Origin of the sequence: Herbiconiux sp. L3-i23 (assembly GCF_023734115.1) — a bacterium.
Classification (GTDB): Bacteria; Actinomycetota; Actinomycetes; order Actinomycetales; family Microbacteriaceae; genus Naasia.
Window position 1 is genome coordinate 349,996 of record NZ_AP025737.1, and the last position, 26,373, is coordinate 376,368.

Consider the following 26,373-nt stretch of genomic DNA (forward strand, 5'->3'; position numbering starts at 1 on the left):
CATGACCTCTCAACAGCGCAAGACGATCGGCGCAGCCGCGCTGATCGGCTCCGTCCTCATCGCCGTCGCCGGCTGTGCGCCGGCCCCCGCCGAGACCGGTGGAACCGGCGACGCCGCATCCGACTTCAAGCCGTGCATCGTGGCACAGGTGGGCGGATTCGACGACCGTGCGTTCAACGAGCTCAACCTCGAGGGCCTCATGGAGGCGGCCGACGAGCTCGGAGTCGAGACCGGCCAGGCCGAGTCCGACGGTTCCGACCAGTACGCCGGCAACATCACCGCGATGCTCGACAACGGCTGCACCCTGATCGAGACCATCGGGTTCGACATGGCCGACGCCACACGCGAGGCGGCCGAAGCGAACCCCGACACCGAGTTCGTCCTCGTCGACTCGACACTGAGCGACGCCGACGGCGAGCCGCTCGAGCTCGACAACGTCAAGCCGGTGCTGTTCAACACGGCCGAGGCGTCGTACCTCGCCGGATACGTCGCCGCCGCCGCCTCGAAGACGGGCACCGTCGGCACCTTCGGCGGCCTGCAGATCCCGCCGGTCACCGCGTTCATGGACGGCTTCGCTCAGGGCGTCGAGAAGTACAACGAGGCGCACGGCACCGACGTCGGCGTCGTCGGCTGGGATTACGCCGCCCAGAACGGCCTCTTCATCGGCGACTTCGTCGACACCACGAAGGCGGCGAACTTCACCCAGTCGCTCATCGACCAGGGCGCCGACGTGATCATGCCGGTCGCCGGCACCCTCGTCGGCTCGGCGGCGTCGGCCGCGCGCGACTCGGGCGCCGCGGTCTTCCTCATCGGCGTCGACTCCGACCAGTACGTGCTCTACCCCGACTACGAGGACCTCTTCCTCACCTCGGTGCTGAAGAACATGCAGATCTCGACGAAGGACGTGGTGCTCGCCGCGGCCGACGACGACTTCGACTCGTCGATCTACACCGGCACGATCGCCAACGGCGGTGTCGGCATCGCCGACCTCTACACGAACGCGGACGCGGTGGCCGCCGAGGTGCTCGACGAGGTCGCGGAGTTGCAGGACCAGATCGCCGACGGCACGCTCGTCATCGCGACCGGCGGACAGTGACGCCGGCGCGCGGCGCAGGAGGATCCGACGCGATGGACGCGAGCGAGTACCGTCTCGACACCAACCTCGGCTTCCTCCTGCGCCGCGCGCAGCAGATCAATTCGGCCCTGTTCACCGGGCTCAACGCCTCGGCGCTCTCGAACGTGCAGTTCGCGGCCCTCGCCCGCCTCGTGGCGGAAGGTCCGACATCGCAGAACGCGCTCGGCCGCCGCATCAACGCCGACGCGGCCACCATCAAGGGCGTCGTCGGACGGTTGGAGCAGCGCGGCGCCGTCACGACGGAACGCGACGGAAGCGACCGGCGACAGCTCCTCGTCCGCGTCACCGATGTCGGCGTCGCGCTCTTCGACGACGCGATCGCCGGCTCCGAGCGCACCACGGAACGGATGCTCGAATGCCTTTCACCCGGTGAGCGTCTGATGCTCGTCGAGCTGCTGTCGAAGATCGCGGCCGACGCCGAGACCGCCCGCGACTGACGCGCGCGACGGCCCCGACGGCCGCTACCTTCTTACGGGCGTCCGCGGAGGACGGCCTGCTTGACCTCGGCGATGGCCTTCGTGACCTCGATGCCGCGGGGGCACGCCTCGGAGCAGTTGAAGGTCGTGCGGCAGCGCCACACGCCCTCCTTGTCGTTGAGGATGTCGAGGCGCACCTGAGCGGCCTCATCGCGGTCGTCGAAGATGAAGCGGTGCGCGTTCACGATCGCGGCCGGGCCGAAGTACTGGCCGTCGGTCCAGAACACCGGGCACGACGAGGTGCAGGCGGCGCAGAGGATGCACTTCGTGGTGTCGTCGAAGCGGGCGCGGGCGGCGACGCTCTGCGTGCGCTCGCGCACCGGGTTGCCGGACGCCTGGAGGAACGGCTGGATCTGGCGGTACGACTCGAAGAACGGCTCCATGTCGACGACGAGGTCCTTCTCGAGCGGCAGGCCCTTGATCGCCTCGACGTAGATGGGCTGCGACGGGTCGAGATCCTTGATCAGGGTCTTGCAGGCGAGGCGGTTGCGGCCGTTGATGCGCATCGCGTCGGAGCCGCAGATGCCGTGCGCACAGGAGCGGCGGAAGGTCAGCGACCCGTCCTGCTCCCACTTGATCTTGTGCAGCGCGTCGAGGATGCGGTCGGTGGGCAGCACGCGGACGTCGAAGTCCTGCCAGCGCGGCTCCTCGTCCATCTCGGGAATGAAGCGGCGGATGATGAGCGTCACCACGAACGATCCGGGAGGAGCGTCCTCGACATCGGCCTCGCGCACCCGGGTGGGGGCCTGGACTTCGTCGGCGATGAGTACCGTCATCAGTACTTCCTCTCCATCGGCTGGTAATTCGTGATCACGACCGGCTTCCAGTCGAGATCGATGTGGTCGTCGGCGTGCGAGGAGTGCGGGTCGCCCGTCAGGTACGCCATGGTGTGCTGCATGTAGCCCTCGTCGTCGCGCTTCGGGTAGTCGTCGCGCATGTGGCCGCCGCGGCTCTCGTGCCGGTTGCGGGCCGAGTAGACGACGACCTCGGCGAGGTCGAGAAGGAAGCCCAGCTCGATGGCCTCGAGCAGGTCGGTGTTGAAACGCTTGCCCTTGTCCTGCACGGCGATGTTCTTGTACCGCTCGCGGAGGCCGACGATGATCTCCATCATCTCGCCGAGCGACTCCTCGGTGCGGAACACCTGGGCCTTCTTGTCCATCTCGTCCTGCAGCTCCTTGCGGATCGCGGCGATCCGCTCGGTGCCGGTGGAGGCCTGCAGCTGCTCGATGAGCTCGCGGATCTCCTTCGCCGGGTCGGCGGGAAGCGGCACGAAGTCGGCGGTGCGGGCGTACTCGACCGCGTTGTTGCCGGCGCGCTTGCCGAACACGTTGATGTCGAGAAGCGAGTTGGTGCCGAGACGGTTCGATCCGTGCACCGAGACGCACGCGCACTCGCCGGCGGCGTAGAGGCCGGGGACGACGGTGTCGTTGTCGGAGAGGACCTCGGCCTTGACGTTGGTCGGGATGCCGCCCATCGCGTAGTGCGCGGTCGGCATGACCGGCACCGGCTCGACGACCGGGTCGACACCGAGGTAGGTGCGCGCGAACTCCGTGATGTCGGGCAGCTTTGTCTCCAGCACCTCGGCACCCAGGTGGGTGCAGTCGAGCAGCACGTAGTCCTTCAACGGACCGGCGCCACGACCCTCTGCGACCTCTTGCACCATGCAGCGCGAAACGATGTCGCGGGGCGCCAGGTCCTTGATGGTCGGCGCGTAACGCTCCATGAACCGCTCGCCGTCGGCGTTGCGCAGGATCGCGCCCTCGCCGCGGGCACCCTCGGTGAGGAGGATGCCGAGCCCCGCGAGGCCGGTCGGGTGGAACTGGAAGAACTCCATGTCCTCGAGCGGCAGACCCTTGCGCCAGATGATGCCGACGCCGTCACCGGTGAGGGTGTGGGCATTGGAGGTGGTCTTGTAGATCTTGCCGAATCCGCCGGTGGCGAAGACGATCGACTTGGCCTGGAAGACGTGCAGCTCACCGGTCGCGAGCTCGTAGGCCACGACACCGGAGGGGCGCTTGACCGTCTTGCCGCCCTCCTTCACCTCGGTCATGACGAGGTCGAGCACGTAGAACTCGTTGAAGAAGTTGATGCCGTGCTTGACGCAGTTCTGATACAGCGTCTGCAGGATCATGTGACCCGTGCGGTCGGCCGCGTAGCAGGCGCGACGCACCGGCGCCTTGCCGTGCTCGGAGGTGTGACCGCCGAAGCGACGCTGGTCGATCTTGCCGTCGGGCGTGCGGTTGAAGGGCAGACCCATGTTCTCGAGGTCGATGACCGCGTCGATCGCCTCTTTGGCGAGGATCTCGGCCGCGTCCTGGTCGACGAGGTAGTCGCCGCCCTTGACGGTGTCGAAGGTGTGCCACTCCCAGCTGTCTTCCTCGACGTTCGCGAGCGCCGCCGCCATGCCGCCCTGCGCCGCACCCGTGTGCGACCGGGTGGGGTAGAGCTTCGAGATGACCGCGGTCTTCGCCTTCGGGCCCGCCTCGATCGCCGCGCGCATCCCAGCCCCGCCGGCGCCCACGATCACGACGTCGAACTGGTGGTGGTGCACGCCGTCGGTCGTCTCACCGGTGCCCTGGGTGGCCCACGACGAGGTGCTCTCGGCGTTGCGCTCCGCTTCGCCGGGCTGCGCACCTCGATCCGAGACGAGCTTGGGGAACAGGCCTGTCCGCTTTGCCGCGCTCACGGGAGAGTCGAGCAGAAGCTCGGCAGGAGGTCGGCGCTTTCAGGGCCGACGGGCGGGCAGGGGTCGAAGGTGAAGATCACAAGCGTTCCGAGGATGAGGAGGATGACGGTCGATCCGAGCAGCGCCCACTTGAGCAGGGGCTGCACGATGCGACCGGTGGAGTAGTCGTTGATGAGGGTGCGGACGCCGTTGGCGCCGTGGATCAGCGCGAGCCACAGCAGAGCGAGGTCGTACCACTGCCAGAACGGCGATGCCCACTTGCCGGCGACGAATCCGAAGTCGATGGCGCTGACGCCCTCGCCGGCGTAGAGGTTGACGAAGAGGTGGCCGAAGACGAGGACGACGAGGAGCACGCCCGAGGCGCGCATGTAGACCCAGCCCCACTTCTCCCAGTTGACCCCGCGCTTACGGACGACCTTGGTGCGCGGCGCTTCGAGACCGACCGACATCAGGCACCTCCGAACACGTTCATGAGGTGGCGCGGCGCGAAGCCGATCATGAGGACGGCCCAGAGGGCGATGACGATCCAGAACATCAAACGCTGGTGGCGCGTTCCGACGCTCCAGAAGTCGATGAGGATGATGCGCAGGCCGTTGAGCGCGTGGAAGCCGATCGCGGCGACGAGCGCCAGCTCGCCGAGCCCCATGATCGGGTTCTTGTAGGTCGACATGACCGCGTTGTACGCCTCGGGGCTGACGCGGACCAGTGCCGTGTCGAGGATGTGCACGAGGAGGAAGAAGTAGATCGCCACACCGGTGACACGGTGCAGCACCCACGACCACATGCCCTCGCGTCCGCGGTACACCGTGCCGGCGGGGCGCCTCGGCAATGAGAAGCGCTTACCGGCGGTACGGGTGGGACGGAGTTTCGACGGCGTGGGTGCGGGGAGATCGGTGCTTTTCAGCGACACGAGCGGATTCCCACCTTTGGACTGGCCGAACAGATTGGGGCAAGTCTAGTCCGCCTTTTCGACACCGAGGGCCGGGCGCAGGCGGCGGTCAGCGTGCGGCAGCCGCGGCGAGGGCGGTGCGCTCCCGCACGACCTGCTCGTAGTGCTCGAGCAGTTCGGCGCACACCGCGTCCCACGACCGGTCGAGCACGCGCCGCCGCCCGGCCTCGCCCATGCGGGCGCGCTGCTCGGCGTCGCCGACGAGGGCCTCGACCGCACCCCGGAAGCCGCTGCGCTCCCCGGGCTCGAACAGCGCGCCGTCGACGCCGCTGTCGACGAGATCGATGGGGCCGCCCGAGCGGGGGGCGACGACCGGCAGTCCGCTGGCGTGCGCCTCCTGCAGGGTCTGCCCGAACGTCTCCTCGCAGCCGGTGTGCACGAACACGTCGAACGCGGCGTACGCGTCGGCGAGGTCGTCGCCCGATCGTCGTCCGAGGAAGGTCACCGGCATGCCGCGCAGCGCCTTCGTCACCGCGGGGGTCGCCGGGCCGTCGCCGACGATCGCGAACCGCGTGTTCGGCAGTCCCTTGAGGTCGCGGATGCGTTCGACCTGCTTCTCGGGGGCGATGCGTCCGACGTAGCCGACGACGGTCTCGCCGCCCGGCGACAGTCGGGCCCGCAGCTCGCGGGCGCCCGCCCGATCGCGGTTGCGCGGGTGGTATCGGTCGATGTCCACACCGCGACCCCAGCGTGCCAGGCGCGGGATGCCCGCGGCGAGGCAGTCGGCCAGCGCGGCCGAACTCGGCACCAGGGTGCGGTCGGCCTGTTCGTGCATGCGACGCACCAGCTGCCAGGCGAGCGGAGCGGTGAGGCCCAGCCGGTTGCGCTTCGCGAACCCCGCGATGTCGGTCTGATAGATCGCGACCGCGGGCAGTCCGCGCCGCCTCGCCGCCGACAGGGCGCGGGCGCCCAGCAGGAACGGGCTCGCGACGTGCAGCACGTCGGGGGCGAATTCGTCGAGCACACGATCGACCTGCAGGCTCGGCAGCCCAACCGGGAACTGGCGGTAGGCCACCGCCGGGACCTGGAAGACGGGGAATCCCCGGTAGTGCGACGGTGATCCGGCGTGCGGACTGATGACCACTGCGTCGTGTCCGTTGTCCGCGAGGTGATCGAGTACCCGGCAGACACTCGTGGTCACCCCGTTCACGGTGGGGAGGAAGCTCTCGCTGACGACCGCGACCCTCATGTCCCGCACGCTACGGCGGCCGTCCCCACGGTTCGGCGACCGGCCGTCGACGTGCAGGTGAAGGACTGGGGTCGATCAGGTGCGCGGCTAGGCTCGCTGGCATGAGCGAGAGCACCATCCACTGGCACGGTCGAGGCACGGAGCCCGAGGCGATCGAGCGCTTCTACTCGGTGATCCCCGCCGGTGGGATCGGGTCCCGCCTCTGGCCGCTCTCGCGTGCGGCGACGCCGAAGTTCCTGCACGACCTCACCGGCTCGGGGCAGACGCTGCTGCGCGACACCTGGAACCGGCTCGCCCCGATCTCGGGCTCCGAGCGCATCATGGTCGTCACCGGACGCGCCCACCGCGCGGCCGTCGAGAAGCAGCTGCCCGAGCTCGAAGACCTGAACGTCGTCCTCGAAAGCGAGGGCAAGGACTCCTCCGCCGCGATCGGGCTCGCCGCCGCAATCCTCGAGAAGCGCGAGCCGGGCGTCATCATCGGCTCCTTCGCGGCCGACCACGTCATCGGCGACACCCGCCGGTTCCGTCAGGCGGTCGTCGAAGCCGTCGCGCTCGCCGACGCCGGCTACATCGCCACCATCGGCATCCAGCCGACCGAGCCCGCGATCGGCTTCGGCTACATTCGCTGCGGCGAGCCGATCGGATCGAAGAGCGCCCCGAGCGCCATGGCGGTCAAGGGCTTCGTCGAGAAGCCGTCGCTCGAGACGGCGAAGAAGTACCTGAAGTCGGGCGACTACCTGTGGAACGCCGGCATGTTCATCGCCCGCGCCGACCGGCTGCTCGAGCAGCTCGGCAAGACCCAGCCCGCGCTGCTCGAAGGACTGCGGACGCTCGCCGACGCGTGGGACACCCCCGAGCGCGGCGCCGTCGTCGACCAGGTGTGGCCGACGCTCACCAAGATCGCCATCGACTACTCGGTCGCCGAGCCGTCGGCGAAGGAGGGGCTCCTCGCGGTCGTGCCGGGCGACTTCGACTGGGACGACGTGGGCGACTTCGCGTCGCTCGCGAAGCTGCAGTCCGGCGGTCGCAAGAGCGACCTCGCGATCCTCGGCGAGCACGCGCGGGTCCTCGCCGACTCGTCGAGCGGCATCGTCGTGAGTGAGAGCCAGCGCCTCATCACCCTCATCGGCGTCGAGGACATCGTCGTCGTCGACACCCCCGACGCGCTCCTCGTCACCACGTCCGAGCATGCGCAGCGGGTCAAGTCGGTCGTCGACGCGTTGAAACTGTCGGGGCGCACCGACGTCCTCTGAGCTCGCTCCGCGTGAGAGCGACCCGATCGTTACCTTCGCAGGCTGAGCGTCGCGCTAGCGTTTTCTGCATGTCGCGTCGTATCGCCTCCTCCGTGACCGCCCTCGCGGTCGTGCTCGCCCTCGCCGCCTGCGCGCCCGCCCCCGAACAGACGGAAGGGGCCGGATCGAGCGACTACTGCGCCCGCATGGTCACCAACTCCGGCGGGCTCGAGGACCGGTCGTTCAACCAGACCAGCTGGGCCGGCATGGAGAAGGCCTCCGAAGAGTTCGGAGTCGACGCCGAGGTGCTCGTCTCGACCGGCGAAACCGACCTCGCCCCCAACGTCGCGCAGGCGGTCGAATCGGGTTGCGGATTCGTGCTCACCGTCGGATACGAGCTCGCCGCGGCGACCACGGACGCCGCCGCCGACAACCCCGACGTGCACTTCGCGATCGTCGACGAGGTCGCAGAAGGCGACAACGTCAAGCCGATCATCTTCGACACCGCGCAGGCCTCCTACCTCGCGGGCTACCTCGCCGCCGGCGTCAGCAAGACCGGCGTCGTCGGCACCTTCGGCGGCGGCAACCAGCCCCCCGTCACCCTGTTCATGGACGGCTTCGTCGACGGCGTCGCGAAGTACAACGAGGTGCACGGCACCGCGGTGCGGGTGCTCGGCTGGGACAAAGCCGCCCAGGACGGCACCTTCACCGGCGACTTCGAAGACGTCAACAAGGGCAAGACCGTCACCCAGGGGCTCATCGACCAGGGAGCGGACGTCATCCTCCCGGTCGCCGGCCAGGTCGGCGAAGGCGCGGCGGCCGCGGCCCTCGAGGCGGGCGGCGTCTCGCTGATCTGGGTCGACAACGACGGCTACGACACCCTCCCCGAGCAGTATCGGCCCATCCTGCTGACGAGTGTCCTGAAGGACACCGAGCAGGCCGTCGTCGACATCGTCGGGGCCGACATCGACGGCGACTTCTCATCCGACCCGTTCATCGGCACCCTCGAGAACGGCGGCGTCGGCATCGCCGACTACCACGACCTCGCCGGAGCGGTGAGCGCCGAACTGCAGGCCGAGATCGACCAGCTCCGCGCCGACATCGTCAGCGGCACGATCGTGGTCGAGTCGCCCTCGACCCCCTGACCGTCCACCCTCCACCACGAACGCCCCGCGAGCCCCTCGCGGGGCGTCCTCGTTTCGGCGCGGTTACGGCGGAGTCGCATCTTCATAACGGATGCGTCTCGCGTCGCTTTCCAGCCCGGACGCGGGCCGTAACCGTGTGTAACGTGAAAGCACGGACGGTCGGCCCGCGATCGCGCGAGCAGTCCGCCGACTTCTCTCCGGCGCACCCCGCCGGCAGCAATTTCTGGAGGACATCACAGTGAAGATCAGCTCCCGCAGAGGGATCGCCGGCATCACCGCCGTCGGCGTCGCCGCCCTCGTTCTCGCCGGTTGTGCGCCCGCACCCGAAGAGACGGAAGGCGCGGCCGAGGCCAGCGACTTCCTGCCCTGCATGGTTTCGGACTTCGGTGGATTCGACGACAAGTCGTTCAACCAGGCCGGCCTCGAGGGCCTCACCAACGCGGCGTCCGAGCTCGGTGTCGAGCCCATCACCGTGCAGTCCGACGCCGAGACCGACTACGGCCCCAACATCGAGAGCATGGTCGCTCAGGGCTGCAACCTGATCGTCACCGTCGGCTTCGCGCTCTCCGCTGCGACGCTCGAGGCGGCCGAAGCCAACTCCGACGTCGAATTCGCCCTCATCGACGACGCGGCCGACGCCGACTTCGACGGCACCCCCGACTTCGACAACACGAAGCCGATCATCTTCGACACCGCCCAGTCGGCGTTCCTCGCCGGCTACGCGGCCGCGAGCTACACCAAGTCCGGCACCGTCGCGACCTGGGGTGGCCAGAACTTCCCGACCGTCACCATCTTCATGGACGGTTTCGCTCAGGGAGTCGCGTACTACAACGAGCAGAAGGGCGCGGCGGTCAAGGTCCTCGGCTACGACCCGGCGACCCCCGACACCGCGACCTTCACCGGTGGGTTCGAGGCGAACGACGTCGCCAAGAGCACGGCGCAGAACTTCATCGATCAGGGCGCTGACATCCTGCTCCCCGTCGGTGGACCGATCTACCAGAGCGCCGTCGCGGCGATCGAGGACTCCGGCAAGGAGATCGCCCTCGTCGGCGTCGACTCCGACTTCTACGAGTCCGACCCCACCACCCAGCCCTACGTGCTGACCTCGATCCTCAAGGGCATCGCGTCGGCGACCGAGTCGGTCGTCCTCGCCGCCGCCGAGGGTGACTTCAGCAACGAGGCCTACGTCGGAACTCTCGAGAACGACGGAGTCGGGCTCGCCCCGTTCCACGACTTCGAGTCGCTCGTCTCGCCCGACCTGCAGGGTGAGCTCGACGCCCTGCGCGAGCAGATCATCAGCGGCGACATCACGGTCAACTCCTACCTGGGCTGACCCGCAGCACCGCACGGGAACGGGGAGGACGGCGACAGCCGGCCTCCCCGTTCTCTCGTGCGTCGAGCGTCGATTAGGTTGTTACGAAGCCCATCATGAAAGGCAAGCGGACCCCGTGAAACTCGAACTCCGCGGCATCACCAAGCGCTTCGGCTCGCTGACCGCCAATGACGCCATCTCGCTCACCGTCGAGCCGGGAGAGATCCACGCCCTGTTGGGTGAGAACGGCGCCGGCAAGTCGACCCTGATGAACGTCCTCTACGGGCTGTACCAGGCCGACGAGGGCGAGATCCTGCTCGACGACGTCGCGCAAGCCTTCGCGGGACCCGGCGACGCGATGAACGCCGGCATCGGCATGGTCCACCAGCACTTCATGCTCATCCCCGTCTTCACCGTCGCCGAAAACGTCTCGCTCGGTCACGAGCAGACGAAGGCCGGCGGACGCCTCGACCTGGCCGCGGCCCGCGCGAAGGTGCGCGAGATCTCGGCCCGCTTCGGCTTCGACATCGACCCCGACGCCCTCATCGAGGACCTGCCCGTCGGTGTGCAGCAGCGGGTCGAGATCATCAAGGCGCTGTCCCGCGACGCGAAGGTGCTCGTCTTCGACGAGCCGACCGCGGTGCTGACCCCGCAGGAGACCGACGAGCTGATCGCGATCATGCGCCAGCTGAAGGCGGCGGGCACCTCGATCGTGTTCATCTCGCACAAGCTGCGCGAGGTGCGCGAGATCGCGGACCGGGTCACGGTCATCCGCCTCGGCAAGGTGGTGGGGGAGGCGTCTCCGTCGTCGACGAACGCGGAACTCGCTTCGCTGATGGTCGGCCGCAACGTCGAGCTCACCGTGCACAAGGACCCGGCGACGCCGGGGGACGCCGCCCTCGTCGTCGACGACCTGTCGGTCATCGACCCGCGCGGGCAGATCGTCGTGAAGGGCGTCAGCTTCGAGGTGCGGCGCGGCGAGATCCTCGCCATCGCAGGCGTCCAGGGCAACGGCCAGACCGAGCTCACCGAAGCCCTGCTCGGGCTGCAGCCGAAGGTGACCGGCACCATCAGCCTCGACGGGATCCCGATCACCGGGCTCTCGGTGCGCAAGGTGCTCGACGCCGGCGTCGGCTTCGTGCCCGAGGATCGCAAGGAAGACGGCCTCGTCGCCGAGTTCAGCATCGCCGAGAACCTCATGCTCGACCGCTCGGAGGGGCAGCCGTTCGTCAAGGCGGGGGCCCTGCAGCTCGGATACCTGAACCAGTTCGCCCAGGAGAAGAAGGGCGAGTTCGACATCCGCGCGCAGAGCGTCGAGACCCATGTCGGCCGCCTCTCCGGCGGCAACCAGCAGAAGGTCGTCCTCGCGCGCGAGCTCAGCCGCGAACTCCGCCTCTTCGTGGCCGCGCAGCCCACTCGAGGGCTCGACGTGGGCTCCATCGAATTCGTACACACCCGGATCGTCGAGACCCGTGACGCCGGCACCCCGGTCATCGTGGTCTCGACCGAGCTCGACGAGGTCGTCGCGCTCGCGGACAGGATCGCCGTCATGTACCGCGGAACCATCGTCGGCATCGTGCCCGGCGACACCCCGCGCGACGTGCTCGGCCTCATGATGGCGGGCGAGAACCCGCTGGAGGGAACCGCAGCGTGAGCGACGACAAGTCTCCCCGTCCCGGGTCGACCGAACGCGTGACGACCGGCCAGGAGCAGCTGCCCCCGGTCACGAGCGAGGCGAAGCTCGCCGACGCCGCCGACGACAAGCGCGAACCGTTCTGGAACCGGATCCTGCGCGAGATCACCACCGGCAGCGTCGCGATCTCGGTGCTCGCCGTCGTGCTCGCACTGCTGATCGGCGGCATCCTCATCGCGGTGACCGACGAGGACGTGCAGAGCGCCGCCGGGTACTTCTTCTCGCGGCCGACCGACATGCTCTCCGCCATCTGGGATGCCGTCGCGGGCGCATACTCGGCGCTGTTCCAGGGGTCGATCTACAACTTCCGTCGCCCCGGCTTCGCCGACGGCATCCGTCCGTTCACCGAGACGCTGACCTTCGCGACGCCGCTCATCGTTGCGGGCCTCGGCGTCGCGATGGCGTTCCGCGTGGGTCTGTTCAACATCGGTGGTCGCGGTCAGATGCTCGTCGCGGCGGCCGCCGCCGGATACGTCGCGTTCGCGTTCGACCTGCCCTACGGCATCCACCTGATCGTCGCGATCGGCGCCGGTCTGCTCGCCGGTGCGATCTGGGGCGGACTCGCGGGTCTGCTGAAGGCCCGCACCGGTGCGCACGAGGTGATCGTCACGATCATGCTCAACTACGTCGCGTTCTATCTGATCTCGTTCCTGCTGCGCACGCCGGGTGCGCTTCAGGCGCCGGGCAGCAACAACCCCAAGACGCCGCCGATGAAGGACACGGCGATCTTCCCCGACCTGTTCGCGGGCTACAACCTGCACGCCGGGTTCATCTTCGCGATCGCGGCGACGGTGTTCGTCTGGTACCTTCTCGACCGGTCGAGCCTCGGCTTCAAGTTCCGCGCCGTCGGTGAGAACCCGAACGCGGCGCGCGTCGCCGGCATCAACGTCAAGAACGTTTACGTATGGGCGATGGCGATCTCCGGCGCCCTCATCGGCCTCGCCGGTGTCGCCCAGGTGCTCGGCACCGTGACCACCGGCTTCAGCGCCGGCATCGACGCCGGCATCGGCTTCGACGCCATCACCGTGGCGCTCCTCGGCCGCTCCCGTCCGGTCGGCGTCTTCATCGCCGGGATCCTGTTCGGCGCCTTCAAGGCCGGCGGATTCTCGATGCAGGCGGCCGAGGGCGTCCCCATCGACATCGTGCTCGTCGTCCAGTCGCTCATCGTGCTCTTCATCGCCGCGCCGCCGCTCGTGCGCTCGGTGTTCCGCCTGCCCGACCCCGCGAAGCGTCGACGACCGACGACCCAGAAGAAGGCGGTGGCCTCATGACCGCGACCGAGATCAGCCAGGTGCCCGACTCGTCGCCGATCGTGCTCGAGAAGGCGCGCGTGCGCAGCTGGAAGTCGCCCGTCGCGCTGGGCGTCTTCACCCTGCTCGGCGCGATCCTCTTCATCGGGTTCTCCCGCGACGGTGTGAGCGGGTTCCGGCTGTCGACCGACTCCGACTTCATCCAGCTGCCCGACCTGTCGCTGCCGACTTTCGCCACCTGCCTCGTGCTCGTGCTCGTGGCCGCCGCGATCACGGGAGTGAGCGTCGGCTACACGCTGCGCTCGGCGAAGACGCCGCTCTGGCTCATCGCCGTGTTCGCGTTCCTGCTGCTCGTCGCCTTCCTCACCTGGGCGGCGGCGGGGGCCACCATCCCGGTGCCGGGCCTGCTCGTCGGCGCCCTGGGCCTCAGCGTCCCGCTCATCTTCGGAGCGCTCGGCGGCGTCATCTCCGAGCGGGTCGGCGTCGTCAACGTCGCCATCGAGGGCCAGCTGCTCGCCGGCGCGTTCACCTCCGCCGTCGTCGCGTCGATCACCCGCCAGCCGCTGCTCGGGCTCGTCGCCGCGATGGTCGCGGGCGTGCTCGTCTCGTTCGTGCTCGCCGCGTTCTCGATCAAGTACCTCGTCGACCAGGTCATCGTCGGTGTCGTGCTCAACGTGCTGGTCACCGGCCTCACGAGCTTCCTGTTCTCGCAGGTGCTCACGGCCGACCCGACGCTGCTCAACCAGCCGCCGCGCTTCGAGCGCATCGAGATCCCGTTGCTCAGTCAGATCCCGATCATCGGGCCGGCGCTGTTCCGGCAGACGATCATCGTCTACTTCGTCTACGTGGCGATCTTCGCCGTCTGGTACGCCCTGTTCCGCACCAAGTGGGGTCTGCGACTGCGCGCCGTCGGCGAGCACCCGCAGGCCGCCGACACCGTCGGCATCAAGGTCGCGGCGACCCGGTTCTGGAACGTGTCCCTCGCCGGTGCGATCGCCGGCTTCGGCGGCGCCTACTTCACGCTCGGTTCGGTCGGCTCGTTCAACAAGGAGATGACCGCGGGTGCGGGCTTCATCGCCCTCGCGGCGGTGATCTTCGGACGCTGGGATCCGATCCGCGCCACTCTCGCCGCCCTGCTGTTCGGGTTCGCGAGCAATCTGCAGAACGTGCTCAGCATCATCGGCTCGCCGGTCCCGAGCGAGTTCATGCTGATGCTGCCGTACATCGTGACCATCTTCGCGGTCGCGGGTCTCGTGGGACAGTCGCGAGGTCCGGCGGCGTCCGGCAAGCCGTACATCAAGTCGTAGGGGGCAGGTCCGTGGCAGACGAGATCGATTGGTCCGCGCTCCGCGAGGTCGCGGTCGAGGCGATGAAGAAGGCCTACGTGCCCTATTCGCACTTCCCGGTGGGAGTCGCCGCGATCGTCGACGACGGGCGGGTGATCAGCGGCGCGAACGTCGAGAACGCCTCGTACGGCGTCACGCTGTGCGCGGAATGCTCGCTCGTGTCGGCGCTGATCATGTCGGGCGGCGGCAAGCTGGTGGCGTTCACCTGCGTCGACGGCGACGGCGGCGCCCTGATGCCGTGCGGTCGCTGCCGCCAGCTGCTGTACGAGCACTCGGCCGACGGCATGCTGCTCGAGACGGTGAGCGGCATCCGCACGATCGACGAGGTGCTCCCCGACGCCTTCGGCCCCCGCACCCTCGCCGCCTACCAGTCCAGCCACTAACCCCCTCTACCCCCGCGAGCGCGGTGTGTTGCTGCGACCGCGGGTGTTTATACAGGCGCGCTCGCAGCAACACACCGCGCTCGCAGGGGTATCGAGCGGCGAACGGTTCGTCACTAGGGTGACGGCATGAGTCGTCGTCGTCTTCTCGTCCTCGTGAGCGCAGTCGGAGTTCTCGCTCTCGTCGGATGTTCGCCGTCCCCAGCGCCGGAGCCGACTGCCACCGTCACCGAAACGGCCACACCGTCGCCCTCGCCGACGCCGACGGCGAGCGCGTCGGTCGACCCGAACGCGCCGGCGAACCAGTGCCCGAACGACTCGCTCGAGGTCGCAGTCGTCGAGAGCGACGCGGGCGCCGGCAACCTCTTCTACCAGGTGACCTTCACCAACACCGGCTCGGCGCCGTGCGATCTGCGCGGCTTCCCGGGCGTCTCGGTCGTCGGGGACGGGAACGGCACTCAGCTCGGCGCAGCGGCGGCGGAGGCGACCGGCGGGCCGGAGGTCGAGACCTACACGATCGCGCCGGACGACAGCGTCGGTGCGGCACTGCAGGCCGTCAACATCGCGAGCGGCGGCGGGCCGCTGGGAGACGCCTGCGACGTCGTCACCGGTGATGGCTGGCGGATCTACCCGCCGCACTCCTTCGACGCCGTCTTCGTCGAGTCGGCGGGCCTGCCGGCCTGCGCGAACGTGGCGACCCCCTGGCTCACTGTCGGTCCGGTGTCGTCGCAGTAGCGCTCACTCGCCCACTTCGCCCTGTGTCCGGGCGCTCGGACGGGGCGAAGCGGGCGAGTCGGCATCAGGCGCGGTCGTGGAGGGTGACCTGGTAGCCGTCGGGATCCGCGAAGGTGAAGGTGCGTCCGAAGGGGCCGTCGATCGGGGCGGAGACGATCCGGTGGCCGTCCGCGGCGAGGGCGTCGTGGATGTCCTGCACGTCGGTCGCGTGCAGCCACACCGCGACACCGATGCCGGGTTGCGCGACGGAGGCCAGGTCGGTGCCGGGAATCAGGTCGCGGAGCGCGAAGGCGATCGGCGACGTCTCGAACACGACGGCGTGCGGCGGGCCCGCGGGGGAGCGGACGAGACCGAGGTACTTCTCGTAGAACGCCTGCGACGCAGCGAGGTCGCTCGCCTGGAGTGAGATGAAATCGGGGCCGGTAGCGGGCATGATCGCTTCTTCCTGTCGATGTCAGGTATCTGACACCCTCCACCATATGTCAGACTTCTGACATGCAGCAAGACGGTATCGACCTCGACACCTCGCTCGGCTACTTGCTGAAGGAGGCGTCGAGCGCCCTCCGCGCTGCGATGGAGGCGGTGCTGCGTCCTCTCGGCATGACCATCACGCACTACTCCTGCCTCGAGCTGCTCGCTCAGCGGCCCGGGCTGTCGAACTCCGAACTCGCCCGCGGCGCCTTCGTGACGCGGCAGTCGATGAACGTCCTGCTGCAGACGCTGGAGCAGGAGGGGCAGGTGGTCCGCCCCGCCGAGCAGCGCATGGGCAAGGTGCTTCCGACGCAGCTGACCGCGAGCGGTCGGCGCAGTCTGGAGAAGGCGACCGTCGCGGTCCGGTCGGTCGAGACCAGGATGCTGCGCGGGATGACGGCGGACGAGCAGGCGCATGCGCTAACAGCGCTCCGCAGCATGGTCCGCTCGCTGCGGGACGAGACGGGCGACGGTAGTCGGCAGTCCTAGGGTGGAGGGGTGACCGAAGCCTTCGACGCCGTCGACATCATCATCGCCAAGCGCGACAAGCGCGAGCTGACCACCGCCGAGATCGAGTGGCTGATCGACGCCTTCACTCGCGGCTTCGTCGTCGACGAGCAGATGTCGGCCTTCGCCATGGCCGTGCTGCTGAACGGGATGACGCGCTCCGAGATCCGCGACATGACGCTCGCGATGATCGCCAGCGGCGAGCGGATGAGCTTCGAGGGTCTCGGCAAGGTCACCACCGACAAGCACTCGACCGGCGGCGTCGGGGACAAGATCACCCTTCCGCTCGCGCCCCTCGTCGCCTCCTTCGGGGTCGCGGTACCGCAGCTCTCCGGCCGCGGTCTCGGCCACACCGGCGGCACTCTGGACAAGCTCGAATCGATCCCGGGATGGCGCGCCGACGTGTCGCCCTCCGACATGCGCCGCCAGCTCGCCGACATCGGCGCCGTGATCTGCGCGGCGGGGGCGGGTCTCGCTCCCGCCGACAAGAAGCTCTACGCGCTGCGCGACACGACAGGGACGGTCGAGGCGATTCCGCTCATCGCCTCGTCGATCATGTCCAAGAAGATCGCCGAGGGTACCGCCGCCCTGGTGCTCGACGTCAAGTTCGGCGAGGGGGCGTTCATGAAGGACCTCGACCGCGCCCGCGAGCTCGCCCGCACCATGGTCGACCTCGGCAACGACGCCGGCGTCGCGACGACCGCGCTGCTCACCGACATGAGCGTGCCGCTCGGACTCACGATCGGCAATGCGCTCGAGGTGCGGGAGTCGGTCGAGGTGCTCGCCGGCGGGGGGCCTGCCGACGTGGTCGAGCTGACCGTCGCCCTCGCGCGCGAGATGCTCGCCTCCGCGGGATTGCCCGACGCGGATCCAGCCGCGGCGCTCGCGGACGGGCGCGCGATGGACGTGTGGCGCCGGATGATCGCCGCGCAGGGCGGCGATCCGGAGGCCGAGCTGCCCGTCGCCGCGCATCAGCACACCGTGACCGCCGAGTCGGATGGAATCCTCACCCGTCAGCAGGCGCTGCCCTTCGGTATCGCAGCGTGGCGCCTCGGCGCGGGGCGCGCCCGCCAGGGCGACGCAGTGTCGGCCGGAGCCGGAGTCGAGCTGCACGCGAAGCCCGGCGACGCCGTCACCGCGGGGCAGCCGCTGTTCACCCTCCACGCCGACGACGAGAGCCGCATCGCGCGCGCACTCGACGCCGTGTCGGGAGCGTGGGAGATCGGCTCGGTCGCGCCGTCGCCGACACCGCTCATCGCCGAGACCATCCGCTGACCCTCTTCCGCCGGTGACCGGTTCGCCTAGATTGGGGACATGAGCGCGCACGAGCGGTATCTGATCGCCGGGGGTCGAGTGGACATCGCCGAGCTGCCGAAGGTGAGCCTCCACGATCACCTCGACGGCGGGCTGCGACCGCAGACGATCGTGGAGCTCGCCGACGAGGCGGGCATCGCCATCCCGGCACCGGACGCGGAGAGCCTCGAGGACTGGTTCGTCGAGTCCGCCGACTCGGGGTCGCTCGAGACGTATCTCGAGACCTTCGCCGTGACGACCGCGGTCATGCAGACCAAGCACAGCCTCTCGCGCGTGGCCCGCGAGTTCGTGACCGATCTCGCCGCCGACGGCGTCGTGTACGGCGAGATCCGGTGGGCGCCCGAGCAGCACCTCGAGCGGGGGCTCAGCCTCGACGAGGCGGTCGAAGCCGTGCAGGAGGGTATCGAGCACGGCATCGAGGACGCCCGCCGCGCGACGGGGCACGACATCCGCATCGGGCAGTTGATCTCGGCCATGCGTCAGGCCGACCGCGCCGTCGAGATCGCCGAGCTGGCGGTACGTCACCGCACGCGCGGGGTCGTCGGGTTCGACATCGCAGGGCCCGAAGACGGCTTCCCGCCGAGCCGTCTCGTCGACGCGTTCGACTTCCTCGCCGAGGAGTGGATGCCGGTCACGGTCCACGCCGGTGAGGCTGCCGGGCTCGACAGCATCCGCAGCGCCCTGCTCGACGGCCGGGCACTGCGCCTCGGCCACGGTGTGCGCATCGCCCTCGACGTGGACGTGGACGGCGCCGACGACGAGACCACGTTCGTGAGCCTCGGTCCGCTCGCGCAGTGGGTCAAGGACCGCGAGATCGCCCTCGAGCTCGCGCCGTCCTCGAACCTCCAGACCGGCGGCATCGAGGCGTGGGGCGACGACCTCGTCGACCACCCGTTCGACCTGCTCTACCAGCTCGGCTTCCGGGTGACGGTCAACACCGACAACCGACTGATGAGTCAGACGACGATCACCCGCGAGCTCTCGCTCCTCGTCGACGCCTTCGGCTACGACCTGTCGGACCTCGAGGTCTTCCAGCTCAACGCAGCCGCCGCGTCGTTCCTCCCCGTCGAAGACCGTGAGGACCTCGCCGACCGCATCAGCGACGGCTTCGATCAGGCGGGCCGGTAGCGCCGGCCGAGGGTCGGACTACCATCGATAGCGATGAAGATCGTCGCCATCTGCGGAGCCGGCATCGGCACGTCCGCCATCCTCAAGGTCAGCGCCGAGCGCGCCCTTGCGCGTCTCGGTTACGAGGCCGAGGTGTCCGCGAGCGACGTCGCGGGCATCCGGGATGCCGGAGATGACGCCCAGATCATCCTGACCTCCGCCGAGCACGTCGACGCGATCGGGCGCACCTTCGCCGACGTGATCGTCATCGACAACATCCTCGATCAGGAGGAGCTGACGAGGAAGCTCGAGGCCAGCCTCGGCTGAGCTCCCTGTCGTCGTCCTCGGCTGACGCTCACTGCTTCAGAGCAGCGCGCGCATGCCGTCGGTGAGGCGGGTCAGCAGCGCGGCGCCCCGCGTGGCGCGGCCTTCGGCAGGGCCGTCGGTCACAGCCACGTCCAGGTACACCTTGAGCTTCGGCTCGGTGCCGCTCGGACGCACGATCACCCTCGCGCCGTCGCCGAGCTGGAGTCGCAGCACGTCGCTCGGGGGCAACTCCGCCGATCCCGTGCGCAGGTCGTCGACGCGGACGACCGAGATCCCGCCGATCGAGGCGGGCGTCTCCGCGCGCAGCCGCTCCATGACCGCGCCGATCTCGGAGAGGTCCGTCACCCGGATCGAGATCTGGTCGGAACCGAACCACCCGAAGCGCTCGACGAACGAGGCGCGGTAGCGGTCGAAGCCGACGCCGCGCACCCGCTGCTCGAGCACGATCTGCAGTGCGGCGAGCGCCGCCGAGATGCCGTCCTTGTCTCGGACCTTCTCGGGGTCGACGAGGTAGCCGAGCGCCTCCTCGAAGCCGAAGATCAGGCCCGGGACGCGGGAGATCCACTTGAAGCCGGTAAGGGTCTCGGTGTAGCCGAGACCGTAGGCGCGGGCGATGACGCCGAGACCCGGCGTCGACACGATCGACGAGGCCAGGGTGCCGGTGCGGCCCTCGCGAGCGGCCCGCTCGGCGGCCGACCACGCGAGCATCAGTCCGATCTCGTTGCCGCGCAGCTGCTCCCACTCGCCCGGCGCGCGTCGGACGGCGACGGCGAGCCGGTCGGCGTCGGGGTCGTTCGCGATGATCAGTTCCGCGCCCGTCTCGCGGGCGGTGGCGAGAGCGAGGTCGAGCGCGCCCTCCTCCTCGGGGTTCGGGAAGGCGACGGTCGGGAACTCGGGGTCGGGCTCGACCTGCTCGGTGACGAGGGCCGGTACGGGCGCGTCGGCGGCGGTGAGCACGCGTGAGAACGTCTCCCATCCGACGCCGTGCATCGGCGTGTAGACCCACGGGAGGTCGATGTCGGGCAGAGCGAAGGCGGCTGCGGTCTCGGCGATGTACGCCTCGATCAGCGACTCGTCGGCCGTCGCGTAGTCGGCCGAGCGGGGGATCTCGGCATCCTCGTCGACGACCGCCGTGATCGCCTCGAAGACGCGGGCGTCGGCGGGAGGAACGATCTGCGAGCCCGCGCTGTCGCCGCCGAGGTACAGCTTGTAACCGTTGTCGCGAGCGGGATTGTGGGATGCGGTGATCATGATGCCCGCGCTCGCCGCGAGGTGGCGCACCGCGAACGCGAGCACCGGGGTCGGCAGGAGGCGGGGGAGCAGCGTCACCCGGGCGCCCGCTCCCGCGAGGACCTTTGCAGCGTCGATGGCGAACACCGACGAGTTCTTGCGGCCGTCGTAGCCGATGACCACGTGGGGTTCGTCCTCGCGGCCGAGGAGGAAGCGAGCGAGTCCGGCGCTCGTCTGCGCGACGACCAGCCGGTTCATCCGATTGGGACCGGCACCGAGCACCCCGCGCAGGCCGGCGGTGCCGAATTCGAGACGCGCGTCGAAGCGGTCGTGCAGGTCGGCCGAGGCGTCGGCGTCACCGTCGGCCGCGCGATCGAGGATCGCGGTCAACTCGTCGCGGGTCTCCGCGTCGGGATCGGCGGCGATCCACGCGCGAGCCGCAGCGAGGACGGTCTCGTCGGCCATGGTCACAGCCGCCCGACGATCGAGGACAGCAGCGCGGCGAGGGGCTCCTCGGCGGCCTTGCCCGCAGCGATGACCTCGGCGTGGCTGAGCGGCTCGTCGGAGATGCCGGCGGCGAGGTTGGTGATGAGCGAGAGCCCGAGTACCTCCATGCCGGCCTCCCGCGCCGCGATCGCCTCGAGGGCGGTCGACATGCCGACGATGTGGCCGCCGATCGTCTCGGCGAAGCGCACCTCCGCCGGCGTCTCGTAGTGGGGCCCGCGGAACTGCACGTAGACGCCCTCTTCGAGTTCGGGGGAGACCTCGCGGGCGACGGCGCGCAGACGCGACGAGTACAGGTCGGTCAGGTCGACGAAGGTGGCGCCCTCGAGCGGTGACGCCGCCGTCAGGTTGATGTGGTCGGTGATGAGGGCGGGCGTGCCGGGGGTCCAGTGGCGCCTGATGCCGCCCGCCCCGTTCGTCAGGACCATGACCTTGGCGCCGGTCGCGGCGGCCGTTCGCACGCTGTGCACCACGCGGCGCACGCCCTTGTCCTCGTAGAAGTGGGTCCGGGCGCCGATCACGAGCGCGTGCCCGCCGTTCGGCAGCAGGATGGACCGCAGGGTGCCCGAGTGGCCGGGGACGCCCGAGGCGCTGAACCCATCGATCTCGGCGGCGGGCACCTCGGCGACGGTCTGGCCGAGGCGGTCGGCGGCCTTGCCCCATCCGCTGCCGAGCGTGAGGGCGACGTCGTGACGGTCGACGCCGGTCGCCTCGGCGATCTGCGCGGCGGCGGCGCGAGCGACGTCGAAGGGCGAAGTGGTCGGGTCGTCGAGGGAGCCCGCGGCGGGATGCGTCATGCCGTCAGCCTAAATCGACGCGGCCGCCGCCGCCCAGTCGCGTGCGCGACCTCTCGCGGACACCTTCATAGGGGAGAATGTCTGGAATGGCCTATGCATTCGAACGCAAACAGCGCATCGGTGTACTCGGCGGCGGCCCCGGCGGCTACGAGGCCGCCCTCGCCGGCGCGCAGCTCGGCGCCGAGGTGACCCTCGTCGAACGGGTCGGCATCGGCGGATCCGCCGTTCTCACCGACGTGGTCCCGTCGAAGACGCTCATCGCGACCGCCGAAGCGACGACCGCCATCGGCGAGTCCGGCGACCTCGGGGTGCAGTACTTCACCCGCAACGACTCAGGCCGTTCGGTCCGCCCCGAACTCGCTGTCAACCTCTCCGCGGTGAACAAGCGCCTCACCGGACTGGCGCGTCAGCAGTCCGAGGATATGAAGGCGAACCTGAAGCGGGCCGGCGTGCGTATCGTCACCGGTGAGGGGCGGCTCGAGGGACCGAACAAGATCGTCGTCTCGACCGCTCGTGGCAAGGCGGGACGCGACTTCGACGAGGTCGAGGTCGACACCGTCGTCGTCTCGGTCGGGGCGAGCCCGCGGATGCTCCCGTCGGCGATGCCGGACGGCAAGCGCATCTTCACCTGGACCCAGCTCTACGCGCTCGACGAGGTCCCCGAGCAACTCATCGTCGTCGGGTCCGGTGTCACCGGTGCCGAGTTCGCCTCCGCCTACTCGGCGCTCGGTGCCGACGTCACGCTCATCTCGAGCCGCGACCAGGTGCTGCCCGGCGAGGATGCCGACGCCGCGGCCGTCATCGAAGAGGTCTTCACCCGCGGCGGTATGACCGTGCTGTCGAAGAGCCGCGCCGAGAAGGTCGAAGTGAGAGGCGACGGCGTCGTCGCGACGCTCTCCGACGGGCGGGAGGTCAGTGGCAGCCACTGCCTGATGGCCGTCGGCAGCATCCCGAACACCGACGGCATCGGCCTCGAGGAGGCGGGAGTCCAGCTCACCGCGTCCGGCCACATCCGGGTCAACCGTGTGGCGCGCACCTCGGTGCCCTCGATCTACGCCGCCGGTGACTGCACGACGTTCCTTCCACTGGCGTCGGTGGCTTCGATGCAGGGACGCTCGGCCGTGTTCCACGCGATGGGCGACGCGGTCACCCCGACCGAGCTGCGCAACGTCGCGAGCAACGTCTTCACCCAGCCGGAGATCGCGACCGTCGGCTGGTCGCAGAAGCAGATCGAAGAGGGCATCGCGCAGGGCGAGATCTACAAGCTGCCGCTCGCGAGCAACCCGCGGGCGAAGATGCAGGGCGTGCGCGACGGTTTCGTGAAGCTGTTCGCACGCACCGGATCGGGCACGGTCATCGGCGGGGTCATCGTCGCCCCGCGCGCGTCCGAACTCATCCTGCCGATCGCGATGGCGGTCGAGCACCGCCTCACCGTCGACCAGTTGGCACGCGCCTTCAGCGTCTACCCGAGCCTCTCGGGCAGCATCACCGAGGCGGCGAGAGCCATGCACATCGTCGAAGACTGACCCCCCGTTCCCCCGCGAGCGCGGTGTGTCGCTGCGAGCGCGGGTGTTCAAACAGCAGCGCTCGCAGCAACACACCGCGCTCGCATTGGTGAGGGCGGTTCCTCCCCAGAGAGGCCGCAGCTCCTGAGGTCCACGGGAAGCGAGGCCGGCGGACGCTGAAGCGTGCAGGCGTGTCAGGTTGGCGCGATGACGCTTGCCCTCGTATCCAACTGGCGCGACGAGTTCGTTCTGGCCCGCGATGCACGGAACATTCACTCGCCGCGTGACCTCGCGCGCATGGTGCGTAGCGGCGACCTCGTGCGCATCGCGCGGGGTGTGTATCGGCGGCGGGCGGCGATGCCCGACGTCATCGACGATGACGACCGGTACCTCGCCCTCCTGCGCGCGACCCAGCTCGTCGCCGACGGGCCGCTCGTGCTGTCGCACCTCTCGGCAGCTCGCCTCTGGGGATTGCCGGTCCCCAGCCGGTGGCCCGAATCGGTGCACGCCATCCAGCCGCCGGAGGCCGGCGGGCGTTTCGGCAGCCTGGTGGTGCGACACGGGGTCCCACTGCCGACTCCGCCGGTCCACCGCGACGGACTCTGGTGCACCGACCTCGCTCGGACGGTTGTCGATGTGCTGCGGGTGTCGCCGCCGCACGTTGGCATCGTGGTCGCCGACGCCGCGATGAGGGGCGACGCCGACATCGGCCGCGATCCGCTCGATCGTGACGAGGCGGAGCGTATCCTCCGCGCAGTGACCGGAGGGCGAGGCACGAGGCGGGCGGCCAACGTCCTCGCGGCCGCCGACGGACGGGCGGAGTCTCCGGGCGAATCACTCAGCCGGTGGGCGATCAAGGCCGCTGGGCTGCCGACCCCCGAACTGCAGAAGGTCTTCTCGGATTCGCGTGGCCAGATGATCGTCGACTTCTGGTGGCCGCAGTTCAACCTGATCGGTGAGTTCGACGGCGCCATCAAGTATCAGAAGGACGACCTGCTCAAAGGCAGGACCGCATCGGAGGCCGTGATCGCCGAGAAGAACCGCGAAGACCGGCTGCGTGCCCTCGGCCCGCGCGTCGCCCGCTGGGACTGGTCGACGACCAACACCCCGGGCGCCCTCGTGGCCCTGCTCAGATCTTTCGGCGTCCACTGACAGGGCATCTCTTACCCCGGCGAGCGCGGTGTGTTGCTGCGAGCGCGCTTGTACAAACACCCGCGGTGGGAGCAACACACCGCGCTCGCGGGGGTGGGGAGGGTCAGCCGATGATGTCGAGGAGGACCGTGCCCGAGGAGACGGTTGCGCCGACCGGGGCGCCGATGTTCGCCACACGGCCGTCGCGGTGCGCGGTGAGCGGCTGCTCCATCTTCATCGCCTCGAGGACGACGACCAGGTCGCCCTTCACCACGGTGTCGCCCTCGCCGACCGCGAGCTTCACGATCGTCGCCTGCATCGGAGCCTTCACCGAGTCACCGGTCGCGGTCACGACACCGGCCGGCGCGTGGCCGCGACGTCGCGGGGCCGACGGGCGGGTCGCGGCGGCGGGTCCTGCGAACAGGCGGCCGGGCAGGCTCACCTCGAGGCGCTTGCCGCCGACCTCGACGACCACCTCCTGGCGTGCGGGCTCGGCGGGAGTGTCCTCGTCGGCGACGATCGATCCGCTCCATGGCTCGATCCCGCCGGCGAACTCCGTCTCGATCCAGCGCGTGTACACCGAGAACGCGTCGCCGTTCTGCGGAGCGAATGCCGGGTCGCGGACGATCGCGCGATGGAACGGCAGCACCGTCGGCAGACCCGCGACCTCGAACTCGTCGAGGGCCCGGCGCGAGCGCTCGAGCGCATCCGCCCGGTCGGAGCCGGTGACGATCAGCTTCGCGAGCAGCGAGTCGAACGCGCCGGAAATGACGTCGCCCGCACGGACGCCGGAGTCGACGCGGACGCCGGGGCCGCCGGGCGCCTGGAACACGTGCACCGGGCCGGGGGCGGGGAAGAAGTTGCGTCCCGGGTCCTCACCGTTGATGCGGAACTCGATGGAGTGGCCGCGCGGCTCGGGGTCCGGGTAGTCGATGCTGCCGCCGGCGGCGAGACGGAACTGCTCGCGCACCAGGTCGATTCCGGTCACCTCTTCGCTGACAGGGTGCTCGACCTGGAGACGCGTGTTGACCTCGAGGAACGAGATGGTGCCGTCGCGGGCGACGAGGAACTCGCAGGTGCCGGCGCCGACGTAGCCGACCTCCTTGAGGATCGCCTTCGACGCGGCGTAGAGGCCCGCGTTCTGCTCGTCGGTGAGGAACGGCGCGGGCGCCTCCTCGACGAGCTTCTGGTGGCGGCGCTGCAGCGAGCAGTCGCGGGTCGAGACGACGACGACATTGCCGTACTCGTCGGCGAGGCACTGGGTCTCGACGTGGCGCGGCTGGTCGAGGTACTTCTCGACGAAGCACTCGCCGCGACCGAAGGCGGCGATGGCCTCACGGGTGGCCGACTCGAACAGCTCGGGCACCTCGTCACGGGTGCGGGCCACCTTGAGTCCGCGTCCGCCGCCGCCGAACGCGGCCTTGATCGCGACCGGCAACCCGTACTCGTCGACGAACGCGAGCACCTCGGAGGCGTCAGCGACAGGCTCCAGCGTTCCCGGCGCGAGCGGGGCGCCGACGCGCTCGGCGACGTGACGCGCGGTCACCTTGTCGCCCAGCTGCTCGATCGCACTGGGCGGCGGGCCGATCCAGACGAGACCGGCGTCGATCACCGCGCGGGCGAAGTCGGCGTTCTCGGCGAGGAAGCCATAGCCCGGGTGCACCGCGTCGGCGCCGGAACGGCGGGCGATCGACAGCAGCTTCTCGATGGAGAGGTAGGTCTCGGCGCTCGTGGCGCCGTCGAGGGCGTACGCCTCGTCGGCGAGGGACGCGTGCAGCGCGTTCCGATCCTGGTCGGCGTAGACCGCGACGGAGAGGATCCCCGCGTCCTTCGCGGCGCGGACGACGCGCACGGCGATCTCGCCGCGATTGGCGATCAGGACCTTGGTGATCGGACGCGTGGTCGTCTTCGAGGGCGTGGTCGACGGTCCCGCGGCAGTGCTCGGCATCCTC

General features: G+C 69.5%; 25 protein-coding genes. 16 read left to right on the forward strand and 9 right to left on the reverse strand.

What is annotated here, in order from left to right:
* Position 1: 1 nt before the first annotated feature.
* Both NGH83_RS01740 and NGH83_RS01745 read left to right on the forward strand, forming a co-directional pair.
* On the forward strand, positions 2 to 1,096 hold the full coding sequence (locus NGH83_RS01740; protein WP_251857357.1) for a BMP family protein: 1,095 nt from the start codon (positions 2 to 4) through the stop codon (positions 1,094 to 1,096).
* 32 nt (positions 1,097 to 1,128) lie between these two features.
* Complete coding sequence (locus NGH83_RS01745) at positions 1,129 to 1,572, forward strand: MarR family winged helix-turn-helix transcriptional regulator (RefSeq protein WP_251857358.1); 444 nt, start codon at positions 1,129 to 1,131, stop codon at positions 1,570 to 1,572.
* A gap of 32 nt (positions 1,573 to 1,604) precedes the next feature.
* On the opposite strand, the gene NGH83_RS01750 is transcribed toward NGH83_RS01745, so the two are convergent.
* From NGH83_RS01750 to NGH83_RS01770, 5 genes are all read right to left on the reverse strand, one after another.
* Positions 1,605 to 2,387 (reverse strand): succinate dehydrogenase iron-sulfur subunit, encoded by a 783-nt coding sequence (locus tag NGH83_RS01750; RefSeq protein WP_251857359.1) that lies wholly within the window; start codon positions 2,385 to 2,387, stop codon positions 1,605 to 1,607.
* Positions 2,387 to 4,162 (reverse strand): succinate dehydrogenase flavoprotein subunit, encoded by a 1,776-nt coding sequence (gene sdhA / locus NGH83_RS01755; RefSeq protein ID WP_251858419.1) that lies wholly within the window; start codon positions 4,160 to 4,162, stop codon positions 2,387 to 2,389. Before sdhA ends, NGH83_RS01750 begins: the two co-directional genes overlap by 1 nt.
* 131 nt (positions 4,163 to 4,293) lie before the next feature.
* Positions 4,294 to 4,746 (reverse strand): succinate dehydrogenase hydrophobic membrane anchor subunit, encoded by a 453-nt coding sequence (locus NGH83_RS01760; RefSeq protein WP_251857360.1) that lies wholly within the window; start codon positions 4,744 to 4,746, stop codon positions 4,294 to 4,296.
* Complete coding sequence (sdhC, locus tag NGH83_RS01765) at positions 4,746 to 5,126, reverse strand: succinate dehydrogenase, cytochrome b556 subunit (protein ID WP_256470127.1); 381 nt, start codon at positions 5,124 to 5,126, stop codon at positions 4,746 to 4,748. The genes NGH83_RS01760 and sdhC overlap by 1 nt, the downstream gene beginning before the upstream one ends.
* Before the next feature lie 169 nt (positions 5,127 to 5,295).
* Complete coding sequence (locus NGH83_RS01770; RefSeq protein WP_251857361.1) at positions 5,296 to 6,435, reverse strand: glycosyltransferase family 1 protein; 1,140 nt, start codon at positions 6,433 to 6,435, stop codon at positions 5,296 to 5,298.
* Between the two features lie 101 nt (positions 6,436 to 6,536).
* Between NGH83_RS01770 and NGH83_RS01775 the strand changes: the two genes are divergently transcribed.
* The 8 genes from NGH83_RS01775 to NGH83_RS01810 all read left to right on the forward strand — a co-directional run bounded on the left by NGH83_RS01775 (position 6,537) and on the right by NGH83_RS01810 (position 15,528).
* The gene (locus NGH83_RS01775) at positions 6,537 to 7,688 is read left to right on the forward strand and encodes a mannose-1-phosphate guanylyltransferase (protein ID WP_251857362.1); all 1,152 of its coding nucleotides are present in this window, start codon (positions 6,537 to 6,539) and stop codon (positions 7,686 to 7,688) included.
* Between the two features lie 68 nt (positions 7,689 to 7,756).
* Positions 7,757 to 8,812, forward strand: coding sequence for a BMP family protein (locus tag NGH83_RS01780; protein ID WP_251857363.1), 1,056 nt, complete (start codon positions 7,757 to 7,759; stop codon positions 8,810 to 8,812).
* Positions 8,813 to 9,050: 238 nt separating this feature from the next.
* Entirely contained in the window at positions 9,051 to 10,145 is a 1,095-nt protein-coding gene (locus tag NGH83_RS01785; protein ID WP_251857364.1) for a BMP family protein, read from the forward strand.
* Between the two features lie 115 nt (positions 10,146 to 10,260).
* Complete coding sequence (locus tag NGH83_RS01790) at positions 10,261 to 11,778, forward strand: ABC transporter ATP-binding protein (protein ID WP_251857365.1); 1,518 nt, start codon at positions 10,261 to 10,263, stop codon at positions 11,776 to 11,778.
* Complete coding sequence (locus tag NGH83_RS01795; RefSeq protein WP_251857366.1) at positions 11,775 to 13,088, forward strand: ABC transporter permease; 1,314 nt, start codon at positions 11,775 to 11,777, stop codon at positions 13,086 to 13,088. The genes NGH83_RS01790 and NGH83_RS01795 overlap by 4 nt, the downstream gene beginning before the upstream one ends.
* A complete protein-coding gene (locus NGH83_RS01800) occupies positions 13,085 to 14,374 on the forward strand; it encodes an ABC transporter permease (RefSeq protein ID WP_251857367.1) in 1,290 nt (429 codons plus the stop codon). Before NGH83_RS01795 ends, NGH83_RS01800 begins: the two co-directional genes overlap by 4 nt.
* Positions 14,375 to 14,385: 11 nt before the next feature.
* On the forward strand, positions 14,386 to 14,796 hold the full coding sequence (locus NGH83_RS01805; RefSeq protein WP_256470114.1) for a cytidine deaminase: 411 nt from the start codon (positions 14,386 to 14,388) through the stop codon (positions 14,794 to 14,796).
* Positions 14,797 to 14,922: 126 nt separating this feature from the next.
* Entirely contained in the window at positions 14,923 to 15,528 is a 606-nt protein-coding gene (locus tag NGH83_RS01810) for a DUF4232 domain-containing protein (RefSeq protein ID WP_251857368.1), read from the forward strand.
* A gap of 64 nt (positions 15,529 to 15,592) precedes the next feature.
* Here NGH83_RS01810 and NGH83_RS01815 read toward each other — a convergent pair whose 3' ends face one another.
* Positions 15,593 to 15,961: a VOC family protein gene (locus tag NGH83_RS01815; protein ID WP_251857369.1), complete on the reverse strand. Its 369-nt coding sequence runs from the start codon at positions 15,959 to 15,961 to the stop codon at positions 15,593 to 15,595.
* A 62-nt stretch (positions 15,962 to 16,023) separates the two neighbouring features.
* Here NGH83_RS01815 and NGH83_RS01820 point away from each other — a divergent pair, with 62 nt between their 5' ends.
* The 4 genes from NGH83_RS01820 to NGH83_RS01835 are packed head-to-tail and all read left to right on the forward strand — an operon-like array spanning position 16,024 to position 19,254.
* On the forward strand, positions 16,024 to 16,488 hold the full coding sequence (locus NGH83_RS01820; protein WP_251857370.1) for a MarR family winged helix-turn-helix transcriptional regulator: 465 nt from the start codon (positions 16,024 to 16,026) through the stop codon (positions 16,486 to 16,488).
* Between the two features lie 9 nt (positions 16,489 to 16,497).
* Positions 16,498 to 17,781, forward strand: coding sequence for a thymidine phosphorylase (locus tag NGH83_RS01825; protein WP_251857371.1), 1,284 nt, complete (start codon positions 16,498 to 16,500; stop codon positions 17,779 to 17,781).
* A 39-nt stretch (positions 17,782 to 17,820) separates the two neighbouring features.
* Positions 17,821 to 18,948 (forward strand): adenosine deaminase, encoded by a 1,128-nt coding sequence (locus NGH83_RS01830; RefSeq protein ID WP_251857372.1) that lies wholly within the window; start codon positions 17,821 to 17,823, stop codon positions 18,946 to 18,948.
* A 33-nt stretch (positions 18,949 to 18,981) separates the two neighbouring features.
* Positions 18,982 to 19,254, forward strand: coding sequence for a PTS sugar transporter subunit IIB (locus NGH83_RS01835; RefSeq protein ID WP_251857373.1), 273 nt, complete (start codon positions 18,982 to 18,984; stop codon positions 19,252 to 19,254).
* A 36-nt stretch (positions 19,255 to 19,290) separates the two neighbouring features.
* Here NGH83_RS01835 and NGH83_RS01840 read toward each other — a convergent pair whose 3' ends face one another.
* Complete coding sequence (locus tag NGH83_RS01840; protein WP_251857374.1) at positions 19,291 to 20,949, reverse strand: phospho-sugar mutase; 1,659 nt, start codon at positions 20,947 to 20,949, stop codon at positions 19,291 to 19,293.
* Positions 20,950 to 20,951: 2 nt separating this feature from the next.
* Positions 20,952 to 21,785, reverse strand: a complete 834-nt coding sequence (locus tag NGH83_RS01845) for a purine-nucleoside phosphorylase (RefSeq protein ID WP_251857375.1) — start codon at positions 21,783 to 21,785, stop codon at positions 20,952 to 20,954.
* Positions 21,786 to 21,871: 86 nt separating this feature from the next.
* Between NGH83_RS01845 and NGH83_RS01850 the strand changes: the two genes are divergently transcribed.
* A complete protein-coding gene (locus NGH83_RS01850; RefSeq protein WP_251857376.1) occupies positions 21,872 to 23,311 on the forward strand; it encodes an NAD(P)H-quinone dehydrogenase in 1,440 nt (479 codons plus the stop codon).
* Positions 23,312 to 23,497: 186 nt separating this feature from the next.
* Positions 23,498 to 24,442 carry a type IV toxin-antitoxin system AbiEi family antitoxin domain-containing protein gene (locus NGH83_RS01855; protein ID WP_251857377.1) on the forward strand — a complete coding sequence of 315 codons (945 nt, stop codon included), beginning with the start codon at positions 23,498 to 23,500 and terminating at the stop codon, positions 24,440 to 24,442.
* Between the two features lie 103 nt (positions 24,443 to 24,545).
* On the opposite strand, the gene NGH83_RS01860 is transcribed toward NGH83_RS01855, so the two are convergent.
* The gene (locus NGH83_RS01860) at positions 24,546 to 26,369 is read right to left on the reverse strand and encodes a biotin carboxylase N-terminal domain-containing protein (RefSeq protein WP_251857378.1); all 1,824 of its coding nucleotides are present in this window, start codon (positions 26,367 to 26,369) and stop codon (positions 24,546 to 24,548) included.
* Between the last annotated feature and the right edge of the window lie 4 nt (positions 26,370 to 26,373).